Origin of the sequence: Gymnodinialimonas sp. 57CJ19, from assembly GCF_038396845.1 — a bacterium.
Taxonomy (GTDB): Bacteria; Pseudomonadota; Alphaproteobacteria; order Rhodobacterales; family Rhodobacteraceae; genus Gymnodinialimonas.
In genome coordinates, this window is sequence record NZ_CP151587.1 from 3144301 (window position 1) to 3165397 (window position 21097).

Consider the following 21097-nt stretch of genomic DNA (forward strand, 5'->3'; position numbering starts at 1 on the left):
ACTCTGCCCGTGTTGTGAACGGTGTGAAAGTCGAAAACTCATAGCGTGGGCTGCTTTAACAACTCCGCCTGCCGTTCCGTAGACACCGGGCAATATGCGCTGATCGTCGTGACGACACTGCTATGACCGATGTTCTGCGAAAATGCCTTGAAGCCTTCGCGGGTTGGGTAGGCGACATCGGCCCATTTTACCAAGGTTTTGCGGAATGCGTGGGGCGTGAACGGCGGCAAGTCTGCGCGGGTGAACGCATCCTTGATGACCGTGCGGATTGCATTTGCGTTCTTGTACGCCTCGCGGCGCAATCCGGTGACTTGAAACTCACCGTCGCGCGCCTCGATCTTTGGCGGGGGAAACAAAGGATCATCCGGACCGAACAGCGCATCGGTTTTCAGGTAGTTCACCCAAGCCGTGAAGCAGGCCAAATAGTCAGGATCGACGGGCAGAAAATAGGTCGTGAACGTCTTGGCGTTCTTCGTCCTCACCTCACGGGCATCCTGATATACGCAGCCGTCAAACATGTTGATATGCTTGATCCGCAGCGACGACACTGCCCCGTCCCGCGCGCCCGTCAACATAAAGAAAGCGAACATTGCTTTGTTGCGTCGCTCGATCCCAGTCGTTTCGGGCATGTACGAAAACGCATGGCGGGCCATCTCCATAGAGGGATAAGGCGTTTCGCGGGAAGCGCTTGCAACACGCGCACCCTTGGCGTCCATGTTGAAATAATCCGCATCACTATGACGGATGCGGCTCTTGTAACCGCTTTGATCCGCCAGCCAAAAGATAAAGTCTTTGTTGGCAGCCAAAACTGTGCGGATTGTCGATTTCGACAGAGGCTTTCCTGTGGCCTTGCTGATTTCATTGTTCAAACGGTCATGGAATTTCACCGCTTGTTCGATACGGAACTTCTTAAAGTCGGTGAAATTCACACTCGCCTCGAACCGCAAAATTCCTTCGGCTGCCTTTTGCACCGTGCTGGCATCCTTGCGCTTCGCGGTCTTGAGGTACTGCAAGTAACGGCGCTTGATCCGCTCGTTCTCTTCGTTAATTTTGCGCATGCTCGAACGCTCCTCTGTAAGTGTTATTTTAGACGGTGATCGTGGGTATCCATTAAGGTTCGCTGCCCGCACCTGTTTTGAAATGGAAAGTTGCGGCGAACTCATCGAGGCGGCTGTTTGAAATTATACGGCTTGCAGCGCCACCACATTGCTCACACGCCCCGGCAAGGCGGGATGTCTTGATGGTATTTGGGAAGCATTCAACGGACATCGCGAAAGGCTTGCGCCCTGCACCGCACCTGAAACAAGTCAACTCATCATGGTTGAGCGGCTTCTTAGCGGCTTTGCTCTTAGAACGCAGATATGCACGTATTTCCGCGCCAGAAATCAGGTAAGGTTTCTTCGTTGCCATGATCGGCAGCCCATCCCTTACCCAATTGCGGATCGTTGCTTTGCTTACACCCAGCGCAACGGCAGCTTCGGACACCTCGTAAGTAAGCGCGGATTTGACCCCCATTGGGTTTACTCGTTTACCCATCGGCATGCCCTTCAAACAAGGCACGGATTTCTTCGACCTTCCAAACCGTCGTGCGAGGGCCGAGCTTTTGGGGTTGCGGAAAACGGTTCTCTTTGACGCCTTGCCACCATGTAGATTTGGAAACTGGGATCGGGCCAGCGGGAGCCAGAATTTGCGCTAGCCGCACAAAACCTGTCGTCGGAAATTCGTTGTTGTCCACCATTGTGTATCCTCATGTCAGTATGTGCAGCGACATGTGGCACGGTCAATTTAGAGCTAGGACGAATAGGATCTAGGCTGCCAGAATAGAAATCCCTCGTTGATGTTAAACGAAAAAATCACGACACGCCGTTATACGATTAGTTATAATCTTGATCTAGTCGGGTGGAAGGTCCGCCGAACCGATTCTTAAGTACTTCAAGACAGTTTCAGCGGACCCCTGTAGCCCCAATCGGTCCATGATTCCCAATATCTCATTCGGAATTGGGCTACGTGGACTCTTGGGGTCGTATCCGTATTCTTCAATTGCAATGGCCGTTAATATTCTTGCGACGGCACGAACGGCACGCGGGTCTTCCCGTTGCGTTTTCCTCGTTGGCACGCCTTCACAGCCATGAAACCGCTCCAAGACATTCAACGCTTGTGCGTGAACCTCAAGATCGACGGTCCTGATCCACTTAAGGAGGTCATCTGCTGGGATCTTTTGATTATGCCGTGAAACGTGAAATTGGCGAGAAAATTGTTCGGCTCGCCTTTTGGCAAAAATCATCGGTTTGCCCAAATAGAGCAGGGTTTCATCATCTTCATTCAATAGATTCTTAAAATGTTTTGGCTCGACACCAAGTGTCAAACAAACGGCCTCATCCAGCAGCAGACTTGGCATCCGCCCCCAGTACTCGAAGTCTGCGACGTAATCGGGATGTCCGAAACCACCTTCTGCCCAGAACGGACGGTGCTTTCGCAGTAGCGAAATTTCTCTTGCAAAGAGTTCACGCCACTGCTTGCGCGCGCCCGTTTGCTCATTCCGATCATCGGCAATAATTGCATCCAGCTCAACATCCGTCGCATCGGTTAGGACTTGAAACGCTACATCCAAGAGCTGATCAATTTTCGCGGCGTATTCAGAGAACAGATCAGGCTCATATGGCCCCACAGTTTGAACCAGATCAGGAATTTCCCAATCATAAAGCTCAACGAATTTCCGGCGCATGATCACATCAAACGCCCCTGTCACCTGCATTTTGTCAAATCGTATCGTGGTCAAACTCGGCCCTTTTTCAAAACCACGACTACCCTGCCCGCACCTCATCCAAGAATCCAGCCCACCAGACTGCCAACCTAACGCGCTCCTCCCAATGCTCTCCCCTCGCATAAGCGCGGCGCACTTCGTTTTTCTCAACGTGCGCTAAGGCCCGCTCGATAGCGTCGGGGTTCCAAAGGCCGCTTTCGTTGGCAAGCGTGGAGAATGATGCGCGAAAACCGTGGGCCGTCATTTCGTCGCCGGAATACCCCATACGGCGCAAAGCCGCGTTGAGGGTGTTTTCTGACATCGGGCGGGTCCAAGTGCGCAGTGACGGGAACAGATAGTCGCCTTTGTTATTCATAGCCCGCAAATGTTCCAACAACTTCAAAGCTTGTTTGGGCAACGGCACGTTATGATCGCGGCGCATTTTCATCTTGGCGGCGGGAATTGACCAAACCGCTTCCGCTAAATCAATCTCATCCCATTTAGCATTGCGCACCTCCCCAGGCCTCTGTGCAAGGATGGCGAGTAATTTCAAGGCAATGCGTGTCGTCGCCTGCCCGTCAAAGCCGTCGATCTCGACCATTAGCCTGCCCAGCGCCTTAGGATCAACAATCGCAGCACGGTGAACGCGGGTTGGGCGGATCAACGCGTCGCGCAATGCATACGTTGGGTCCGTTTCCGCGATGCCACTCGCGACTGCGTAACGGAAGATAGATCCAATGCGGGCACGTAAGCGGTGGGCGGTCTCGTAGTTGCCTTTGGCTTCGACCTTGCGCAGGGTTTTCAGGATCATCGGCGCAGTGATTTCGGAGACAGGCTTACGGCCAAAATCGCGATTGGCCAACTTGATGTGATATTCGGTCTTCGAAAGCGTAGCCGCCGATTTCCCCTCTTTGCGCTGCTTGGCGAGGAATGCAGCACCGATCTTCTCAAACGTTTGCCCCTTGGCCTCTAGCCTCAATCGCTTTTCTTCTTGCTTGGCCTCGCTGGGATCAACCCCATCAGCCAACTGCGCCTTAGCAACATCACGGGCTTGCCGTGCCTTGGCGAGCGACACAGCGGGATAGTCGCCTATCACTAACAGCCGCTCCTTGCCGTCGATCCTATACTTGAAACGCCACGACTTCGCGCCACTGACTTTTACCAGAATGAACAAACCCTCAAAGTCGCTGACTTTATAGGCTCTATCGCCGGATTTGAGGTTTCGAATCTTAATGTCGTTGAGGGGCATAGTGGGGGTACGCAGTTATTCCAGTGTTCACCGTACCCCCAGAAATACCCCCCAAATGGGGGTACGCTGCTGGACGCCACCGAACAACGCTGGACGAACGATCTCGTTAATAGCCTTATATACAAGGCTCTTTCGCATGTCATTGGATAAATCTGGACGGATAAATGGTGCCCCCACACGGACTCGAACCGCGGACCTACTGATTACAAATCAGTTGCTCTACCAGCTGAGCTATAGGGGCACATGCAGCGCATTGGCTACGGGACGCGCTATAGCAAGGTTTTGCGGCGGCGGGCAACGGGGAAAACGCCTCTGGGTCGACAGAATTTGCTCAAATCTTCCGATCACAGCGGTACACGGCCCCGGATCTCCAACAACGGAGGGCTGCGAACGGCAATTGCACCCTGTTGCCGGTTGGGGTTACACTCCTTCAAAACTCTGATCAGGGCAGAAATCAGACCATGCAGGTTGTCTATCATCTCGGCGCACCCTGCACCGATGCAGACCAGCTAATGATGTCGTTATTGAAGAACCGTCTGCGATTGGCGCAGGCGGGGATCTCTGTGCCGCCGCCGGGGCGCTACCGCTCGGTCATCCGCGATACGGCGCGGGCGCTCAAGGGGCGGCCCGCGGGCGAGGATGTGCAGGACGCGCTGCTGGATGCCATCGTCGATGATGCCGAGGTCGACCGCCTGATCCTGTCGGACCCACGCTTTGTCTGCATCAACCGTCTTGTGGTCCAAGGCGCGCAAATCTGGCCCATGGTGGAGCGTGCCGCGACGGGGTTACGCGCCCTATTCCCTCAGGCGCAGATCGAATTCTTTATCGGTATGCGCGATCCCGCCACGTTGATCCCTGCCCTGTTCAAGGCCTCTCGTTTCTCGGATTTTCAAGAGTTTACCGAGAACATGCAGCCCCACGCCGTCGCGTGGTCTGAAACCTTGCGCCGCCTGCAAATGGCCCATCCCGATTGCCGCATCACCACATGGTGCAACGAGGATACGCCGCTTCTGTGGGGCGAGATCCTGCGCGAAATGGCTGGTGTCGGCCCCGGCGCGGAACTTGACGGGATCGATGATCTCGCCGCCTCGATCATGGAGGAGGAAGGCTACCGCCGGATGCGCGGCTGGCTGGATCAGAACCCGCCCGAGACCGAGACCCAGCGCCGCCGTGTCTTGGCCGCGTTCCTGGAGCGCTATGCAAAGGACGCCGAGATTGAGGAAACGCTCAACCTGCCCGGCTGGACGGAAGAGCTGATGGACGAGATGTCCCAAAGCTATGATGAGGATATGGATGTCATCGCCCGCATCCCCGGTGTAAACCTTCTGACCCCATGAGGACCCACCCTGCCCTCGCGCCGGAAACGTTCAAAGCTGGCAGCTTGACGGCACGGCGCATCACGGCAGAGGATCTGGCGTTCGTCCAAAGCTTGATGGCCGCCCCGCAAATGCACAGCCACAAGCCGGACCCGACCCTCCCGACGCAGGCGGCCATTGCGGCGGCCCATGGCGAGACCTTCAGCCATTGGGAACGCCACGGTCTGGGGCGCTATGTGGTGATGGCCGGCGACACCAAGGTCGGCCTTTGCGGCTTGTCAGTTCGACGGGGATTTCCGGGCCTGAACCTTTCCTATCACCTGCGCCCGCAGGACTGGGGTAAAGGATGGGCAAGCCTCCTGACTAACGGCTTGGTCACCTTGGCGGATGCCTCCCTGAAGGTGCCGTATCTCCACGGCTTGGCACGGCCCGCCAACCCCGCTTCCAGCCGCGTGTTGCAGAAAACAGGGTTCAGGAACGCCGGAGAGGTGCAGCTAGGAGGCGCGCCAAGCCAGCTTTGGGTGCGCGCACTGGGTAAGGCCGACCCCATTGTATTCTATGGTGGGGCCTGGCAGCCGCTGGTGGTCGAAACCGCATCCGGCCTTGTCCTGGAGGTGCCCGTTGATATGGGCCATTCTGATCGCCGCTATTGTCTCAGGATCGCGCCCGGGGATCTTGCCGCGCTGCACGCCATGCCAGATCGTGCCGCTATCGCCTTCGCGACATTGCACGCTCTCGGCCAGACCGCCCCAGCTTCATCCGTTCCGCGGGGGACGCCTTCCATGAACCTTGCACTCACAAAGGTTCTCCACGCCCCAGGAAACGCACTCTCTCCTTGGCTGACAGCCCAGGACCGCAGCCATAACGGCGCCATCTCCAACCTTCTGCGCCTCAACACGCAGGCCGATATGGCAGCCTTGCGGGCGGGGCAATGGCTGCCCCTGCCCATAGCGCGGGACGCTTAGCTCATGCCAAGCGCTTCTTTGTACATCTCCAGAACCGCCTCTTCCTCGGCGATATCGTCGGGCTCCCGCTTGCGCAGCGCCACGACCTTGCGGATCACCTTGGTGTCGTAACCCCGAGACTTTGCCTCGGCCATCACTTCCTTCTGTTGCTCCGCGATGTCCTTCTTCTCCGCCTCTAGGCGCTCGATCCGCTCGATAAACTGGCGCAGCTCATCGGCCGTTACGCGGTAGCTGTCGGGGCGGGCGTCGGTTTCTTGCATGTCTTCCATAGGGCCTGATCCTTGTTAATTCACCGGACTTCTCGATATCTCTTCCGTAGCCGCGCCGCACCGCGCCTGCAAGACTTGCAGCCTGCGCCAACTTCACTAGTGTCTCCCAAAACGACGAGAGGGTTCATCATGGGTTGGTTGGTACTAGTGGGCAGCGGTCTCGCCGTGATCGGCCTGTGCTTGCTCGGCTATTGCATATTTCAAGCGATCTCTGCCAAACGCTCCGGGCTTGACGACGCCGCCATGCGCCAACGGTTGCAAAAGATTGTGGCCATCAACATGGGCGCGCTCCTGCTCTCTGTGCTTGGCCTGATGTGCGTCGTTCTGGGCGTTTTCCTCAGCTAACCTCCGCTCCCCCATTCACCTTGGCCTTACACCTCCGGGGGTGGCGCATCTTCGATGCGTCGGGGGCAGCGCCCCCACCTACCTCCGATCCGGACGCCCCTTCTCGATGCCATGCATCTGCTGCCCATTGGCGCAGGCACAGCTCTGGCCCTTCGCGCCGGTTTAAGGCAGGTTGCGCCCAACCAAATTTAGCCCGGACATTTCCCATGGACCTTCGCAAGATCACCGAGACCTATTCCGTCACCCCCCAGATCGAGCCCTCTGACGTGGCCACCTTGGCGGGCATGGGGGTCAAGACCCTTATCTGTAACCGCCCCGATGCTGAAAACCCTGCGCCCCTTCAGGCCGCAGCGATGCAGGCCGAGGCCGAGGCCCACGGGATCGACTTCATCTTCAACCCGTTCCAGGGCCACACCATGACCCAGGATCATGTGGACGAGCAGCGCGACGCGCTGGCCGATGCGGAAGGCCCCGTTGTGGGATACTGCGCCTCCGGCAATCGCTGCACGGTGGTATGGGCCTTCGGCGCCGCCGGTCATGTTCCGGTTGATGAGATCATCGCGCTCGCCACGTCCTACGGCTACCCGTTCGAGCAATTGCGCCCGGCGCTGGAGGCTGCCGCCACGCGGAACCTCGGGTGAGCGAACGTTCTCCCACGACCCATGGCATCTTGTTGATGCTCGCCGCCATCTTCCTGTTCTCTACCATGGACGCCATGGCCAAGATGCTGATGGGGCGCTTTGACGTCCTGCAAGTGGTTTGGGCGCGGTATGCCGGGCAGATGGTGATCGTCGCCGTCCTCTTGCTGCCGCGTCTGCCGGCCTTGATCCGCACAAAGCACCTTGGCCTGCAACTCCTGCGCTCAGCGTTTCTGTTCGCGGCGACCTATTGCTTCTTCACATCGCTCTCCTTCATGGAGATCGCCTCGGCCACGGCCGTCATGAATATCCACCCCGTTCTCCTGACCCTCGGGGCTGCGCTGATCCTGCGCGAACGCCTTGGCCCACGGCGGATCATCGGCATCGCCCTTGCCCTGACCGGGGCGCTCATCATCATTCGCCCCGGCTCGGACGTGATGACGTGGTCCTCGCTTCTGCCCTTGGCGGCGGGGGGCTGCTATGCCTCATACGCCCTGACGACCCGTTTTCTGGGGCGTGATGAGCCGATCCTGACCTCCTTCCTTTACACCGCCCTGATCGGCACCTTGGCCGCCACATGCCTTGTGGTGCCGCAATGGCAGCCCGTGGCGCCTGCGGATTGGGGTATCTTTCTGGTGTTCGCGGCCATCGGCGCGGCGGGGCAGTTTCTGCTGATCCGCTCACTGACTATCGCCGAGGCGGGCGCAGTGGCCCCCTTTGGCTATTCGGGCGTCGTCTTCTCCAGCATCTGGGGCCTGACCCTGTTTTCCGAGGTCCCCGACACGGCGACCGTTGTGGGTGCGCTTGTGATCGTTGGGGCGGGTGTCTATGTCTGGCACCGCGAAATGCGCGCCACAGCCACCGGAGCCTGACCCCATGTCCACCGCCGCCCCCGGACCCGGGCGCACAAAGTTTGACTGGATCGTAGACCGCCTCTGGCGCGGGCTGATCTGGATCGCGCTGCGCCTGCCCCATCGGGCACGGGTGGCGGCAATGGGGTGGCTGTTTCGCAGTATCTTGGGACCGCTCTCGGGCCGGTCGCGGCAAGCGGATCAGAACCTTGCGATGATCTATCCCGATATGCCCGAGCGCGAACGTCGCCGCATCACCCGCGCCGTCTTGGACAACGTAGGCCGCGTGGTCATGGAGAATTACGCCACCGCCGATCAAATGACCCGTGCCCTGACATGGCAACCTACCGGGCCCGGCTGGAGCGCCTGTGAAATGGCCCGTGCTGACGGCAGGCCGATCCTGTTTGTCTCGGGCCACTACGGCAACTACCAAGCGGGTCGCGCAGCGCTGAACGCGCGGGGGTATCAGATGGGGGGGCTCTACCGTCCGCTCAATAACGACTACCTGAACGCCCATTATGTCGCCACCATTGACGACGTCGGCGGCGGCGCTTTCACCCGCGACAGGCGCGGCCTTGCGGGGTTCGTGAAGCATCTGCGATCCGGGGCGCAGGGGGCGATCCTGATCGACCAATACCTTTACGGCGGGACGATCCTTGATTTCATGGGCGTCCCGGCACCCACCTCCCTTGCGGCGGCGGAAATGGCGTTGAAATACAACGCATTGCTTGTGCCGATCTATTCTACGCGCTTGGAAAATGGCCTCGATTTCTCGGTCGAGCTGGAAGCTCCGGTTCCCCATTCCGATGCCAAGACCATGACCCGCACCCTGAACGACAGCCTTTCCGCACGGGTTCATGGTGCGCCGGAGCAATGGTTTTGGGTTCATAACCGGTGGAAGCCAGAACGCGCGGAGAAGGCGGCTCTAAAAGCCGCGCGTTAGTTCAGACGCTCGGCCCCCAAAATCGGGCCATTGGCGGCGGCTTGCACGATGACCACGTGGGGAATGTCGCTGGATGGCAAGACCTCTGCCTCGAAATCAGCTGCACCGGACCATTCCGCCACGACCTGCCAAGACCGCACGATGTTATGGTATTCCACCGACAGACCGGCGTTTTCGCCCCGGCTGATCGCCACCTCTTCGGCGGGGGTATAGGTCACGACTTGCACCACCATGGCGGGGGCTTGTCCCTGCCCTACCCACGTCGCATGAACGCGCCAGCCGGTCGCGGTCTGCGTCGCCTCGACCGAAACGGGGTCTGGCGCACTGCGATGGGCGGCAATTGTGTCGGCCACTTCCATGGCATGGATGCCGATCACATGATCCACGCCACCGATCACCATCTGCGGCGTATAGACGACAGTGGAGCGTGCGGCGCGCCCATAGGCGTGTTGGCGCTCCGTGAAGGCCGATTGCGCGAAGGTATCCTGCCAGCCGATGTAATCCCAGTAATCCACATGCAACGCCAAGGCGATCACGTCGTCGCGCTCGGCCAATTCAGCCAAAATAGCATCGGCGGGCGGACAGGAAACACACCCCTGGGATGTAAAAAGCTCCACCACCACCGGTTCATCTGCCGATGCGGTCGTGCCAAACGACAGCACCGAAAGTGCTGCTGCGGTGAGAAACCCGAAACGATGTGTCATATGGTTGGTCATCCGTTGAATGTCCTGTCCCCCAACAGCTATGTCATCCCTGTCGCGAAGGCCAATCAAGCGTTCGCGAGATCATGTGACATAGATGTTTTCGCACCACACCGGCCCCGCTGCTTGCGGGATCACTGGACCACATTAGCCTGCCCATGATACCGCCGGGTCCATGACGCAAACGCCCCCCTCCCGTTCCACCCTTTCGACGTGGTTCCAATACTGGCTGAAAGATCACGGGCTTCTTCGGGGGTTCTGGCGCAACTTCCATAAGCTCGACGACGATGTGTGGCGCCACAACCACCCCAGTGCCGCCCGCCTTGCGCGCCTGAAAGAGATGGGGGCGGCGTCCGTTCTTAGCCTGCGTGGGAAAGACTCGACCCACAGCGCCCGTGAGGCCGAGATTTGCGCCGCGTTGGGGCTGGAGTTCCACGCCATCGCCCTGCGCGCCGTGCAACTGCCCCAAAAGGCGGCGCTGCTGGAACTGATCGACGCGCTGCGCGATGGTCCCAAACCAATGGTAATCCACTGCAAATCCGGCGCGGATCGCACGGGCTTCGCAGCCATTGTGTACCTTCATGTCTTCAAGGGCGTGCCTCTTGCACAAGCGCGGGAACAGTTGGCGTTGAAATACATGCATAACCCTTTCGGGCGCGCGGGCGTGGTTAATCTGCTTCTCGACAGCTACGCCGAAGCCCATGCCGCCACCCGTATCGGGTTTGAGGCCTGGGTGCGCGACGTCTACGACCCGGAAAGCCTTTCCGCTTAAACTTGAACTTGAACTTAAACTTGAACGCAAACGGGGCCCCCGAAGGAGCCCCGCCTGTAACGCAATGCTTGGCGCTTATTCCGCCGCGACTGACTCGCGTGCAAGGTTGCGCAGCACATAGTGCAGCACGCCGCCGTTCTCGATGTACTCGATCTCGACACCGGTATCGATCCGGCACTTCAGCGTGATCTCTTTCGTGCCGCCGTCGCCCATGGTGATCGTCGCAGGCACTTCCGCCAGCGGGGTCACGCTGTCGAGGCCGTGGATCGACACCGTCTCGTCGCCCTTCAGGCCCAGGGTCTTGCGCGTGTCACCGCCGGTGAACTCGAACGGGATCACGCCCATGCCCACAAGGTTGCTGCGGTGAATACGCTCGAACGACTCCGCGATGACCGCCTTGACGCCCAACAGGTTGGTGCCCTTGGCCGCCCAGTCGCGCGAGGACCCCGCGCCGTACTGCTCACCGCCGAAGATCACCAGCGGGGTGCCCTGCTCCTGATAGGCCATCGCCGCATCGAAGATCGAGGTCTGCTCGCCGTCCGGCCCAAGGGTATAGCCGCCCTCCACGCCGTCCAGCATCTCGTTCTTGATCCGGATGTTGGCGAACGTGCCGCGCATCATCACCTCGTGGTTGCCACGACGGCTGCCGTATGAGTTGAACTCCCGCACCGGCACCTGACGCTCCACCAGGTACTGGCCTGCGGGGTGCGATTCTTTGAACGAACCGGCCGGGCTGATGTGGTCGGTGGTGATGAAATCACCCAACACCGCCAACACCTTGGCGCCCTCGATGTTCTCGATCTTCTTGGTGTCCATCGTCATGCCCTGGAAATAGGGCGGGTTCTGGATGTAGGTCGATTGTGCCGGCCAGTCGTAGGTCTCCTGCTGCGGCACGTCCACGGCCTGCCATTTCTCGTCGCCCTCGAAGACCGATGCGTACTTCTCCTGGAAGGCTTCCCGCGTCACCGTCTTCTCCACCAGTTCCGCGACTTCCTGCGTCGTGGGCCAGATGTCTTTCAGGTAAACGTCGTTGCCGTCCTTGTCCTTGCCCAGCGAGTCCTTGGTCAGATCGACATTCATGTCACCAACCAACGCGTAGGCCACGACCAGCGGCGGCGACGCCAGGTAGTTGGCGCGCACGTCCGGGCTGATCCGACCCTCGAAGTTGCGGTTGCCCGACAGGACAGAGGTCGCAATGATGTCGCCCTCGTTTACCGCTTCCGACAGTTCCTTCTGGATCGGGCCAGAGTTGCCGATGCAGGTCGTGCAGCCATAGCCGACAAGGTTGAAGCCGATGGCGTCCAGATCGTCCTGCAGATCGGCCGCTTCCAGATAGGCCGACACCACCTGAGAGCCGGGCGCGAGCGATGTCTTCACCCAGGGCTTCCGCGTCAGGCCCAAGGCCCGCGCCTTGCGCGCCACAAGGCCCGCGCCGATCATCACATAGGGGTTGGACGTGTTGGTGCACGAGGTGATCGAAGCGATCACGATTGTTCCGTCGTGGATCGTGTAATCCTCGCCCTTGACCTTGGCACGCTTGTGCTTGCCCTTGTCGCCGGGGATGTCGCGCGGGGCCAGCGCGCCGCCCTCGTCCGCCCATTCTTCCTTGTCCTCGTCGTCGGCCTTCCAGCCGGGACGCTCGCCGGTGACATATTCACCAAAGACCTCGGCAGCTTCCGTCAGGGCCACATAGTCCTGAGGCCGCTTGGGGCCCGAGATGGCAGGCACGATGGTGCCCATGTCCAGGTGCAGCGTATCGGTGTAGATCGGCGCGTAATCGTCGCCGCGCCAGAAGCCGTTTTCCTTGGCGTAGGCTTCGACCAACGCGATGCGGTCCTCGTCGCGGCCCGTGGTGCGCAGGTAGCGCAGGGTTTCGCCGTCGATCGGGAAGAAGCCGCAGGTGGCGCCATATTCCGGTGCCATGTTGGCGATGGTGGCGCGGTCGGCCAGCGGCAGGTTGTCGAGGCCCTTGCCGTAGAATTCCACGAACTTGCCCACCACGCCGCGCGCACGCAGCATTTCCACGACCTTCAGGACGAGGTCAGTACCGGTGGTGCCTTCCATCATCGCGCCGGTCAGCTCGAAGCCCACGACTTCGGGGATCAGCATGGAGATCGGCTGGCCCAGCATCGCGGCCTCGGCCTCGATCCCGCCAACGCCCCAGCCCAGAACCGCCGCGCCGTTGACCATGGTGGTGTGGCTGTCGGTGCCGACCAGCGTGTCGGGGTAGGCCACGGTTTCGCCGTTCTGGTCGGTGTCGGTCCAGACGGTCTGCGCCAGGTACTCAAGGTTCACCTGGTGGCAGATGCCGGTGCCGGGGGGCACGACGCGGAAGTTGTTGAACGCGGTCTGGCCCCACTTGAGGAAAGTGTAACGCTCCATGTTGCGCTCGTACTCGCGGTCCACGTTCATCTGGAACGCGCGCGGGTTGCCGAACTCGTCGATCATGACCGAGTGGTCGATGACCAGATCAACGGGGTTGAGCGGGTTGATCTTCTGCGGATCGCCACCGAGGTTCTTGATGCCGTCGCGCATGGCGGCAAGGTCGACCACGGCGGGCACGCCGGTGAAGTCCTGCATCAGCACGCGCGCGGGACGGTATGCGATTTCACGGGGGTTTTTGCCACCTTTGGTGGCCCATTCGCTGAACGCCTTGATGTCGTCCACGGAAACGGTGTTGCCGTCCTCAAACCGCAGCATGTTCTCCAGCACCACCTTCAGGGCGGCGGGCAGTTTGGAGAAGTCGCCAAGGCCCGCGGCCTCTGCGGCGGCGATCGAGTAATAGGCGACCGACTGGTCCCCTACGGTCAATGTCTTACGGGTCTTGGATTGATCGTGGCCAACGGTGATGGGCATAAAGCGGCTCCTGTCCGGTGTGTGCTGCGAAGGTCTTGTCACGGGTGCATGTGCCACCTCTGCCGCATGTAAACAAGCGGTCAAAAGGTCCCTGCGACAATTTTTGTATGCAATTGCATACATTTCAGCACCCCATAAGGTCCCCAAGCAATCCGTCAGGGCCACTAGAGCGCAGGGCGGGTCACAAGCCCGGCCGCACCCCCTTCCCCGCTCGCGCCAAACCCGTTACCGAAAGAGAATGGTTCTGACCGTTACCAATCTTGCCTGCGCCCGTGGGCCTGCCCAAGTCCTTGCGGGCGTGTCCTTTTCCCTTACGGAGGGAGAAGCGTTAATTCTGCGTGGCCCCAACGGCGCGGGCAAAACGACGCTTTTGCGCACCCTGGCGGGGCTGACCCCGCCCCTTGCGGGCACGATCGACCACGCAGACGAGGCCATCGCCTATGCCGGCCATGCCGATGGGTTGAAATCACAGCTCTCCGTGCAGGAAAACCTGCTGTTCTGGGCCGGGATCTTTGGGCGCTCGGATATCGCGCCCGCCCTTGCGGCCTTTGCCCTGCTCCCCCTTGCCGATCGCGCCGCCGGAGAGCTTTCTGCCGGGCAGAAGCGCCGCCTGTCCCTGGCCCGCCTTCTGGTCACAGGGCGCACCGTTTGGGCGCTGGATGAGCCGACGGTGTCCCTTGATACCGAGAATACCGCCCGTTTTGTCTCGGCGGTCGAGGCGCATTTGCGCGATGGGGGCGCGGCCATCATCGCCACCCATATCGACCTTGGCTTGCCCACGGCCCGCACGTTGGACATCACGCCCTTTATCGCCAAGGGCTTTCCCGCCAGCGATCCCTTCGCCGATGATCCGTTTTTGGGAGAGGCGCTGTGATTGCCCTGCTGAAACGCGACCTCACCCTCGCCTTCCGCGCGGGCGGTGGCTTTGGTCTGAGCCTTGCGTTTTTCCTTGTCTTTACCGCCCTCGTTCCCTTGGGGATTGGGCCGGAGACCGCGCGTCTGTCCGAGATCGCCGCCGGCCTGCTATGGCTTGGGGCCTTGTTGGCGTGCCTCCTGTCGCTGGACCGCATCTTTCAACTGGATTGGGAGGACGGGACGCTTGACCTGATCGCCACCTCCCCGCTTCCGCTAGAGGCCGCCGCCGCCTTGAAGGCGCTGGCCCATTGGCTGACGACCGGCTTGCCGCTGGTGGCTCTGGCCCCGGTTTTGGCCCTTTTGCTGAACCTGCCCGGCGCGGCTTATCCTTGGTTAATCGCCTCTTTGGCGGTGGGCACCCCCGCCCTGTCGGCCATCGGCACCTTTGGGGCCGCGCTTACCGTGGGGATCAAGCGCGGCGGGCTCCTCCTGTCGTTGCTGGTCCTGCCGCTTTACGTGCCGACGCTGATCTTTGGTGCCTTGACGGTGACGCGTGGGGCGCAGGGGCTGGACGCCGCCGCGCCCCTGTTTTTATTGGCCGGGATCACCCTTGGGGCCGGTGCGATTTTGCCCTTTGCGGCGGCCAGCGCCCTCCGCGTCAATCTGCGCTAGCTTTGCGTCCGAACGCCCCATTGTGACCCGCTGATACCCCGCCTATGTTCCGCCCATGTCCTCGATCTGGGAATACGCGAACCCGCGACGGTTCATGGCAACCTCTGGGGCGCTTCTGCCCTGGATTTCTGCATTGGCCGCACTGTTTGTAGTGGGGGGGCTGATCTGGGGTTTCTTCTTTACTCCCAACGACTTCCGCCAAGGATCGACGGTCAAGATCATCTACATCCATGTGCCCGCCGCGATCATGGCAACCTCGGCTTGGTTCATGATGCTCGTCGCCTCGATCATCTGGGTTGTACGCCGCCATCACGTCAGCGCCCTGGCTGCCAAGGCGGCCGCGCCCGTGGGCATGGTTTTCGCGCTGATCGGCCTTCTGACTGGGGCGGTTTGGGGCCAACCCATGTGGGGCACGTGGTGGGAATGGGACCCGCGCTTGACCGCGTTCTTGATCCTGTTCCTTTTTTATCTGGGCTACATCGCCCTGTGGGAGGCTGTCGAAAACCCCGACGCGGCGGCGGATCTGACCTCGGTCCTGTGTCTTGTGGGAACGGTTTTTGCTGTCATCTCGCGCTATGCGATCCTGTTCTGGAACCAGAGCCTGCATCAGGGCGCGTCGCTGAGCATGGATGCAGAAGAGAACGTCGCCGATGTCTTCGCCTATCCGCTGTGGACCTGTATCGGCGGGTTTTTCCTTCTGTTCGTGGCGCTCGTCCTGTTCCGCACCCGAACTGAAATCCGCGCTCGACGCCTGAAGGCTCTGATCGCACAGGAGCAAATGGCTTGATGGTTGATCTTGGACAATATGCCGTGCCGGTTCTGGCAGCTTACGGTGGGACGATATTGTGCCTTTGTGCGCTGATCGCCTTCTCTGTGGCCCGCTCGCGCCGCGTGGCGCGACGTTTGGCCGAGGTTGAAGCCCGCAAAGCATCGGGACGTCCGTCGTGAAACTCAATTGGTTAATGATCCTTCCGCTGGCGCTGACCGCCAGCTTTTTCGGAATTGCCGGCTGGCAGTTGATGAACAATCAAGACGCCCAAACCGCGGGCATTGACCCCCAAGCCCTGCCGTCGCCGCAGCAAGGTCACCCTGCCCCGCCCCTTGATCTGGAACTGGTGCCCGGAACCCCGCTTCTGACACGTGATGCGTTGGAGGGGGAAGATCTGGTCATCCTGAATTTCTTCGCGTCTTGGTGCCCCCCTTGCCGAGCCGAACATCCGACCCTGACCGCCTTGGCCGAGGCCGGGGTGCCGCTTTACGGTGTCAACTATCGCGACCGAGAGGTTCAGGCCCTGTCGTTCCTTGAGGAACTGGGCAACCCCTACGATCTGATCGGTGCCGACCCCGCCGCCCGCAATGGCCGCGATTGGGGTGTTGTGGCGATGCCCGAGACCTTCTTCATCAATGCCGACGGCGTTATCGTCCTGCACTTTCGCGGCCCCATCGTGCGCCGATCGCTCGACAACCAGGTCCGCCCTGCCTTGGCAGAGGCCGGATACACGCTGCCCGATCTTCCGCCGCTCGCTCCGATTGAGTCAAACTGAGCGCGCAGCATCGGGACGCGACCCTAGTAGATGTAGCGAATTTGGTCGGACCAGAACCGTTCGATCCGCTTAAGGGAATGGTTCAGCCGATCCACACCATCGGCGTTTAGCACACCTTGCTTTTCCAACCCTTCTGAATGGCGCTCAAACAGGCCATCGACGGTGTCGCGTACATGGCGGCCCTTTTCCGTCAGGCGCACCCGGACAGAGCGGCGGTCAATCTCGCATTTTTGGTGGTGCATATAGCCCATATCGACCAGCTTCTTGAGGTTATAGCTGACGTTGGACCCCTGATAGTAACCGCGCGATTTCAGCTCGCCTGCGGTGACTTCATTGTCGCCAATATTGAACAACAACAGCGCCTGGACGGCGTTGATATCAAGCACCCCCAAGCGTTCGAATTCATCTTTTATCACGTCGAGGAGCAGTCGATGCAATCGCTCCACCATCGCGAGGGATTCTAGATAGCCTGCCAAGAAACCCGCTTGGGTCGGCGAGGCGAGGGGCGCATGCATACTCATAATTTTTGGCTCCGCAATCACTGCTTTCTCCGTAGATTCGGGGAAAAACACGAACATTCCGTTAAACCAGAAAAATTATTTAGTTTGAGCGCCTTACAAGAGGGTTACGCCCCGCGCCCCAAGGTTGGCCGCATATCGGCACCGATGCGGGTGACCATTTCCGCCAACTCCGCGGGCGCCTCCGCCTGTCCCGATACCCACTGATACAGGTCGTGGTCGGACTCTGCCATCACCGCTTCAAACGCATCGAGGGTGGCATCGTCGGCCTGGGCCAGATTGCGGTCAGCCCAACCGCCCAGGATCAGGTCCATCTCCTTGATGCCCCGGTGCCATGCCCGCAGACGCAGGCGCTTCAGGCGGGTTTCGCGCGGCTCGCTCATGGGTTGCCAAGGGCGGCGCGCAGGCGTTTTTCGATCCGTCCCATCCGCTCGGCCAGATTGATCTGTTCCTGCCGCATCTGCCGCAGATCAATCAGGATTTTCTCTACGTCCGCGTCAACGGGCTGGGTTAGTTCCGGGCTGTCCAGTCCCTCTCCATGCCCCGCCAGCAACCACATCATCGACACGCCCAGAACCCCCGACAAGGTGCCCAGCTTGTTGGCCCGAGGCTCGGATTGGTCGTTCTCCCATCCGCGCACCGTCTTTACCTTTACGCCCAACCGCTTGGCCAATTCGGGCTGCGTCAGCCCTGCGGCCTCGCGCGCGCCGGTGACGCGATCTCCGAAGGTCGTGGTCTCCGCATCGAACCATGTGGTTCCGTCGTTTGACTGGTCGTCCATGGGAATGTCTCTCCTAGAGGTTGATCGCGCCGATAGGCCGCTCTATGCACCTGTTATCTGCAATATAGCCCGATCTTGGCGGGCTCCATCCCCAAAGGACGCGACACGATGCCCTTCCTTTCCGACACGCTTGCCCGGGTGAAACCCTCTCCCACCATCGCCGTCTCCAACCTCGCTGCCGAGCTGAAGGCTCAGGGCAAGGACGTGATTGGCCTCGGCGCGGGTGAGCCCGATTTCGACACCCCTGAAAACATCAAGGCCGCCGCTAAAGCCGCGATTGATGCGGGCAAGACGAAATACACGGCCGTTGATGGGATTGCAGAGCTGAAGCAGGCGATCGTCGCCAAGCTCAAGCGTGATAACGATCTGGAATACACCACCGCACAGGTCACCGTGGGCACCGGCGGCAAACAGATTCTGTATAACGCGCTGATGGCGACCCTGAATGCCGGCGATGAGGTGATTATCCCCGCCCCTTACTGGGTCTCCTACCCCGATATGGTTCTGTTGGCGGGGGGCGAGCCTGTGTTCGTCGAAGGCCCCTCCCAGACCGGCTACAAGATTACGGCCGAGCAGTTGGACGCCGCGATCACGCCGAAGACCAAGTGGTTCATCTTCAACTCTCCCTCCAACCCCACCGGCGCGGGCTATACGGCGGAAGAGTTAAAGGCGTTAACCGATGTCCTGCTCAAGCATCCCCATGTGTGGGTGATGACGGATGACATGTACGAACACCTCGTCTACGACAGCTTCGAATTCGCCACCCCCGCGCAGGTTGAACCCAAGCTGATGGACCGCACGTTGACCTGTAACGGCGTCTCCAAGGCCTATGCGATGACTGGCTGGCGTATCGGCTATGCCGCGGGTCCCGATGAGCTGATCAAAGCGATGCGCAAAGTGCAGTCGCAATCCACATCGAACCCCTGTTCGATCAGCCAATGGGCCGCCGTGGAGGCGTTGAACGGGCCGCAGGATTTCCTTGCCCCCAACAACGAAACCTTCGCGCGTCGCCGCGATCTGGTGGTGAAGATGTTGAACGAGGCCGAGGGCATCGACTGCCCAACTCCCGAAGGCGCTTTTTACGTCTACCCCTCGATCCATGGCTGCATCGGCAAGACCTCGGCCGGGGGCACGAAGATCGACACGGATGAGACCTTCGCCAAGGCGCTGTTGGAGGAAAACGGCGTGGCCGTGGTCTTCGGCGGTGCCTTCGGCCTGTCGCCCGCCTTCCGCGTGTCCTACGCGACCTCGGACGAGAACCTCAAGGAAGCCTGCACCCGCATCCAGAAGTTCTGCGCAGACCTGAGCTAATGGCGTAGGGCGGGCCCCGGCCCGCCTTCGCACCCCCCAACGACCAGACCTCTGCCATTACGCGCAACCGCGCCCGAACCGAGGGGAGGGCGTGAAGCGCCCGCGTCACGCCATAGGCGTGCCTTCGGCACGACGGGGGCGGTTCGGGCGCTGCCAAATCAAAGATTTGGCGAGGGAGCATACGTTAACGGCTCCGGCGACGGTAACGCCGGCTAGGATAGGCTCAGCGACAGCAGTGACCGCTCCCAACCCCAAAAAGAAGATCAAGATCAGCTCTTGAAATTTCCGGACTTTTGTCAAACCACGGCGAACATGTTGATGTTTGGGACTCCACAACCGAAACCGTGTGTGAAATTAGTGCCTATATGTCAGCGCTCAGAACCATTGGTCTTATATTTTTTCTCGGGCCACTCGCGGCAATGCTAGTGGAGCCGTTTTTCGAAGCTCTTTTCGATATTCTTGGATGGGATACTGAGAATTTCGCCTTGCCGTTTGTGGATGTGCTAACGAACAACATGCCACTTCTCACGTTAGTCATGGGTATTGGGATCGGTATGTGGGTACATTTTTTTGCCCAGAAGCGCCTAGTAACAGCCTCGGCATCTATTCCTATAGCAGCGAAGTCAAATGAGCGTATCGACGCAAGAAAAATCAATGCACCCGAGTTTTCACCGTCCCAAGGCTCTCCGAACGCGGACGGGCATCATTTGGTCCCGAGTCCTGATGAGTTCTTTCGACTGTCATGCAAAAGGACCGTTGACAGCCATGAGCTTGTGGCGCGATTCTTTACGCGTAACCGCTCAAAGGAACCGCTTTGGATCGAAATTTCCGAACCCCGCCAATTCAAACTCTCTAATGAGATTGTCGGTACGGGAGGTGGCGGTGGTCGCAATCCTTACGCCCCCACATCGAACCAAGCAACCATCGCTGGCCGCGCGACCTGTTACAACGACGTTCAGGGGCTTTCCGGTACGGCGGTGGCGTCAATCGCTTTCGGAGTGGCTCCGAATTCGCTTGCAACAAAGTTGATCATGGAAGTGGATTTTGTAATAAAGTCCCAAATTGACAAGCCGGGAGGCGAAGGAGATTTAGCATTTTTGATTACCGCAGATCGCACGCGGTACGCCGCTATAGAAGATAAATCTGATTAGAACCAATAGCCGCGCGAGAGTGGGGAAAAACGCCGGACTGAGCTTCGCACGCGTTATTTCGGTGCATATATTTGTCTCCTTGTCTCCGGTTATCTCTGAAAGCTGCGTTTAGGTCATACAGTGGCGCTTCCTCTCGGTCTTGAGAGATTTTGAGGCATTTTTTCTGCGATACTGGAGCTTTGTGCTGCATGCGGAAAATCGGTTAAGACCCGCCTACCGCTCACCCTTCTCGCCTCACCCCCCATCCCAAAACCCCGCAATCCCCCCAAAGAGCACCCACTGAGGCATCGGCCACACCGTCCCCAGCGCCACCACGCCGCCCCCCAAGAACAACCCCACAAACGCCACAGACACCGCCAGCACCGTCCACACCAGCGCCGCGCTCGGCCTCCGCGCGGTCCACAGAAGCGCCACGCCAAACACCACGAAGATCGCCGTCAGCGCGTGCCACACAACCGCTGACACGGCCCGCACCAGCGGGTCCAACCCGCTCGCCTGCACCGGCGCGTTGACCTCTGGCCCGCCCATGAACGCGTGGATCGCCGCCGTTGCCAGATACAGCCCCCCGGCCACTACAATCGGAACATTCAAAGCGCGCACAGTCATCAGCCTACCCT

General features: G+C 59.9%; 26 protein-coding genes and 1 tRNA gene. 14 read left to right on the forward strand and 13 right to left on the reverse strand.

Going from position 1 to position 21097, the window contains the following annotated elements:
* Positions 1 to 38 precede the first annotated feature (38 nt).
* The 6 genes from AADW23_RS15305 to AADW23_RS15330 all read right to left on the reverse strand — a co-directional run bounded on the left by AADW23_RS15305 (position 39) and on the right by AADW23_RS15330 (position 4233).
* Positions 39 to 1058, reverse strand: coding sequence for a site-specific integrase (locus tag AADW23_RS15305; protein WP_341861806.1), 1020 nt, complete (start codon positions 1056 to 1058; stop codon positions 39 to 41).
* 52 nt (positions 1059 to 1110) lie between these two features.
* Positions 1111 to 1536 (reverse strand): helix-turn-helix domain-containing protein, encoded by a 426-nt coding sequence (locus AADW23_RS15310; protein WP_341861807.1) that lies wholly within the window; start codon positions 1534 to 1536, stop codon positions 1111 to 1113.
* Complete coding sequence (locus AADW23_RS15315) at positions 1529 to 1738, reverse strand: AlpA family phage regulatory protein (protein ID WP_341861808.1); 210 nt, start codon at positions 1736 to 1738, stop codon at positions 1529 to 1531. Before AADW23_RS15315 ends, AADW23_RS15310 begins: the two co-directional genes overlap by 8 nt.
* A 153-nt stretch (positions 1739 to 1891) precedes the next feature.
* Entirely contained in the window at positions 1892 to 2779 is an 888-nt protein-coding gene (locus tag AADW23_RS15320) for a hypothetical protein (RefSeq protein WP_341861809.1), read from the reverse strand.
* A gap of 25 nt (positions 2780 to 2804) precedes the next feature.
* Positions 2805 to 3992: a tyrosine-type recombinase/integrase gene (locus AADW23_RS15325; RefSeq protein ID WP_341861810.1), complete on the reverse strand. Its 1188-nt coding sequence runs from the start codon at positions 3990 to 3992 to the stop codon at positions 2805 to 2807.
* Positions 3993 to 4157: 165 nt separating this feature from the next.
* Positions 4158 to 4233: transfer RNA gene (locus AADW23_RS15330), tRNA-Thr, on the reverse strand.
* A gap of 220 nt (positions 4234 to 4453) precedes the next feature.
* On the opposite strand from AADW23_RS15330, the gene AADW23_RS15335 reads away from it, so the two are divergent.
* Together AADW23_RS15335 and AADW23_RS15340 are read left to right on the forward strand one after the other, a co-directional pair.
* Positions 4454 to 5329 (forward strand): hypothetical protein, encoded by an 876-nt coding sequence (locus AADW23_RS15335; RefSeq protein WP_341861811.1) that lies wholly within the window; start codon positions 4454 to 4456, stop codon positions 5327 to 5329.
* 44 nt (positions 5330 to 5373) lie between these two features.
* Entirely contained in the window at positions 5374 to 6273 is a 900-nt protein-coding gene (locus AADW23_RS15340) for a GNAT family N-acetyltransferase (RefSeq protein WP_341861812.1), read from the forward strand.
* Here the strand turns inward: AADW23_RS15340 and AADW23_RS15345 are convergent.
* A complete protein-coding gene (locus tag AADW23_RS15345) occupies positions 6270 to 6542 on the reverse strand; it encodes a DUF2312 domain-containing protein (protein ID WP_341861813.1) in 273 nt (90 codons plus the stop codon). The genes AADW23_RS15340 and AADW23_RS15345 overlap by 4 nt on opposite strands.
* A gap of 129 nt (positions 6543 to 6671) precedes the next feature.
* Here AADW23_RS15345 and AADW23_RS15350 point away from each other — a divergent pair, with 129 nt between their 5' ends.
* The 4 genes from AADW23_RS15350 to AADW23_RS15365 all read left to right on the forward strand — a co-directional run bounded on the left by AADW23_RS15350 (position 6672) and on the right by AADW23_RS15365 (position 9319).
* Positions 6672 to 6887 (forward strand): hypothetical protein, encoded by a 216-nt coding sequence (locus AADW23_RS15350; protein ID WP_341861814.1) that lies wholly within the window; start codon positions 6672 to 6674, stop codon positions 6885 to 6887.
* Between the two features lie 206 nt (positions 6888 to 7093).
* Positions 7094 to 7528 (forward strand): TIGR01244 family sulfur transferase, encoded by a 435-nt coding sequence (locus tag AADW23_RS15355; protein WP_341861815.1) that lies wholly within the window; start codon positions 7094 to 7096, stop codon positions 7526 to 7528.
* Positions 7525 to 8397, forward strand: coding sequence for a DMT family transporter (locus AADW23_RS15360; protein WP_341861816.1), 873 nt, complete (start codon positions 7525 to 7527; stop codon positions 8395 to 8397). The genes AADW23_RS15355 and AADW23_RS15360 overlap by 4 nt, the downstream gene beginning before the upstream one ends.
* 4 nt (positions 8398 to 8401) lie before the next feature.
* On the forward strand, positions 8402 to 9319 hold the full coding sequence (locus tag AADW23_RS15365; RefSeq protein WP_341861817.1) for a lysophospholipid acyltransferase family protein: 918 nt from the start codon (positions 8402 to 8404) through the stop codon (positions 9317 to 9319).
* Here AADW23_RS15365 and AADW23_RS15370 read toward each other — a convergent pair.
* Positions 9316 to 10023: a DUF1223 domain-containing protein gene (locus AADW23_RS15370; protein ID WP_341861818.1), complete on the reverse strand. Its 708-nt coding sequence runs from the start codon at positions 10021 to 10023 to the stop codon at positions 9316 to 9318. The genes AADW23_RS15365 and AADW23_RS15370 overlap by 4 nt on opposite strands.
* 172 nt (positions 10024 to 10195) lie before the next feature.
* On the opposite strand from AADW23_RS15370, the gene AADW23_RS15375 reads away from it, so the two are divergent.
* Positions 10196 to 10792 carry a tyrosine-protein phosphatase gene (locus AADW23_RS15375; RefSeq protein WP_341861819.1) on the forward strand — a complete coding sequence of 199 codons (597 nt, stop codon included), beginning with the start codon at positions 10196 to 10198 and terminating at the stop codon, positions 10790 to 10792.
* A 75-nt stretch (positions 10793 to 10867) separates the two neighbouring features.
* Here AADW23_RS15375 and acnA read toward each other — a convergent pair whose 3' ends face one another.
* Complete coding sequence (acnA, locus tag AADW23_RS15380; RefSeq protein ID WP_341861820.1) at positions 10868 to 13648, reverse strand: aconitate hydratase AcnA; 2781 nt, start codon at positions 13646 to 13648, stop codon at positions 10868 to 10870.
* A gap of 238 nt (positions 13649 to 13886) precedes the next feature.
* Here acnA and ccmA point away from each other — a divergent pair, with 238 nt between their 5' ends.
* The 5 genes from ccmA to AADW23_RS15405 are packed head-to-tail and all read left to right on the forward strand — an operon-like array spanning position 13887 to position 16719.
* Positions 13887 to 14522 carry a heme ABC exporter ATP-binding protein CcmA gene (gene ccmA / locus AADW23_RS15385; protein ID WP_341861821.1) on the forward strand — a complete coding sequence of 212 codons (636 nt, stop codon included), beginning with the start codon at positions 13887 to 13889 and terminating at the stop codon, positions 14520 to 14522.
* Entirely contained in the window at positions 14519 to 15175 is a 657-nt protein-coding gene (gene ccmB / locus AADW23_RS15390; protein ID WP_341861822.1) for a heme exporter protein CcmB, read from the forward strand. Before ccmA ends, ccmB begins: the two co-directional genes overlap by 4 nt.
* A gap of 55 nt (positions 15176 to 15230) precedes the next feature.
* Positions 15231 to 15962 (forward strand): heme ABC transporter permease, encoded by a 732-nt coding sequence (locus tag AADW23_RS15395; RefSeq protein ID WP_341861823.1) that lies wholly within the window; start codon positions 15231 to 15233, stop codon positions 15960 to 15962.
* The gene (gene ccmD / locus AADW23_RS15400; protein WP_341861824.1) at positions 15962 to 16123 is read left to right on the forward strand and encodes a heme exporter protein CcmD; all 162 of its coding nucleotides are present in this window, start codon (positions 15962 to 15964) and stop codon (positions 16121 to 16123) included. Before AADW23_RS15395 ends, ccmD begins: the two co-directional genes overlap by 1 nt.
* Positions 16120 to 16719 carry a DsbE family thiol:disulfide interchange protein gene (locus AADW23_RS15405; protein WP_341861825.1) on the forward strand — a complete coding sequence of 200 codons (600 nt, stop codon included), beginning with the start codon at positions 16120 to 16122 and terminating at the stop codon, positions 16717 to 16719. The genes ccmD and AADW23_RS15405 overlap by 4 nt, the downstream gene beginning before the upstream one ends.
* 23 nt (positions 16720 to 16742) lie before the next feature.
* Here the strand turns inward: AADW23_RS15405 and AADW23_RS15410 are convergent, their stop codons facing one another.
* The 3 genes from AADW23_RS15410 to AADW23_RS15420 form a co-directional block, all read right to left on the reverse strand.
* Positions 16743 to 17240 (reverse strand): winged helix DNA-binding protein, encoded by a 498-nt coding sequence (locus AADW23_RS15410; protein WP_341861826.1) that lies wholly within the window; start codon positions 17238 to 17240, stop codon positions 16743 to 16745.
* A 104-nt stretch (positions 17241 to 17344) separates the two neighbouring features.
* Positions 17345 to 17620, reverse strand: coding sequence for a succinate dehydrogenase assembly factor 2 (locus tag AADW23_RS15415; protein WP_341861827.1), 276 nt, complete (start codon positions 17618 to 17620; stop codon positions 17345 to 17347).
* Entirely contained in the window at positions 17617 to 18018 is a 402-nt protein-coding gene (locus AADW23_RS15420) for a helix-turn-helix domain-containing protein (protein ID WP_341861828.1), read from the reverse strand. The genes AADW23_RS15415 and AADW23_RS15420 overlap by 4 nt, the downstream gene beginning before the upstream one ends.
* 108 nt (positions 18019 to 18126) lie before the next feature.
* Between AADW23_RS15420 and AADW23_RS15425 the strand changes: the two genes are divergently transcribed.
* Complete coding sequence (locus AADW23_RS15425; RefSeq protein WP_341861829.1) at positions 18127 to 19329, forward strand: pyridoxal phosphate-dependent aminotransferase; 1203 nt, start codon at positions 18127 to 18129, stop codon at positions 19327 to 19329.
* A gap of 365 nt (positions 19330 to 19694) precedes the next feature.
* Positions 19695 to 20480, forward strand: coding sequence for a hypothetical protein (locus AADW23_RS15430; protein WP_341861830.1), 786 nt, complete (start codon positions 19695 to 19697; stop codon positions 20478 to 20480).
* Positions 20481 to 20714: 234 nt separating this feature from the next.
* Here AADW23_RS15430 and AADW23_RS15435 read toward each other — a convergent pair whose 3' ends face one another.
* Positions 20715 to 21086 (reverse strand): hypothetical protein, encoded by a 372-nt coding sequence (locus tag AADW23_RS15435; protein WP_341861831.1) that lies wholly within the window; start codon positions 21084 to 21086, stop codon positions 20715 to 20717.
* Positions 21087 to 21097 lie beyond the last annotated feature (11 nt).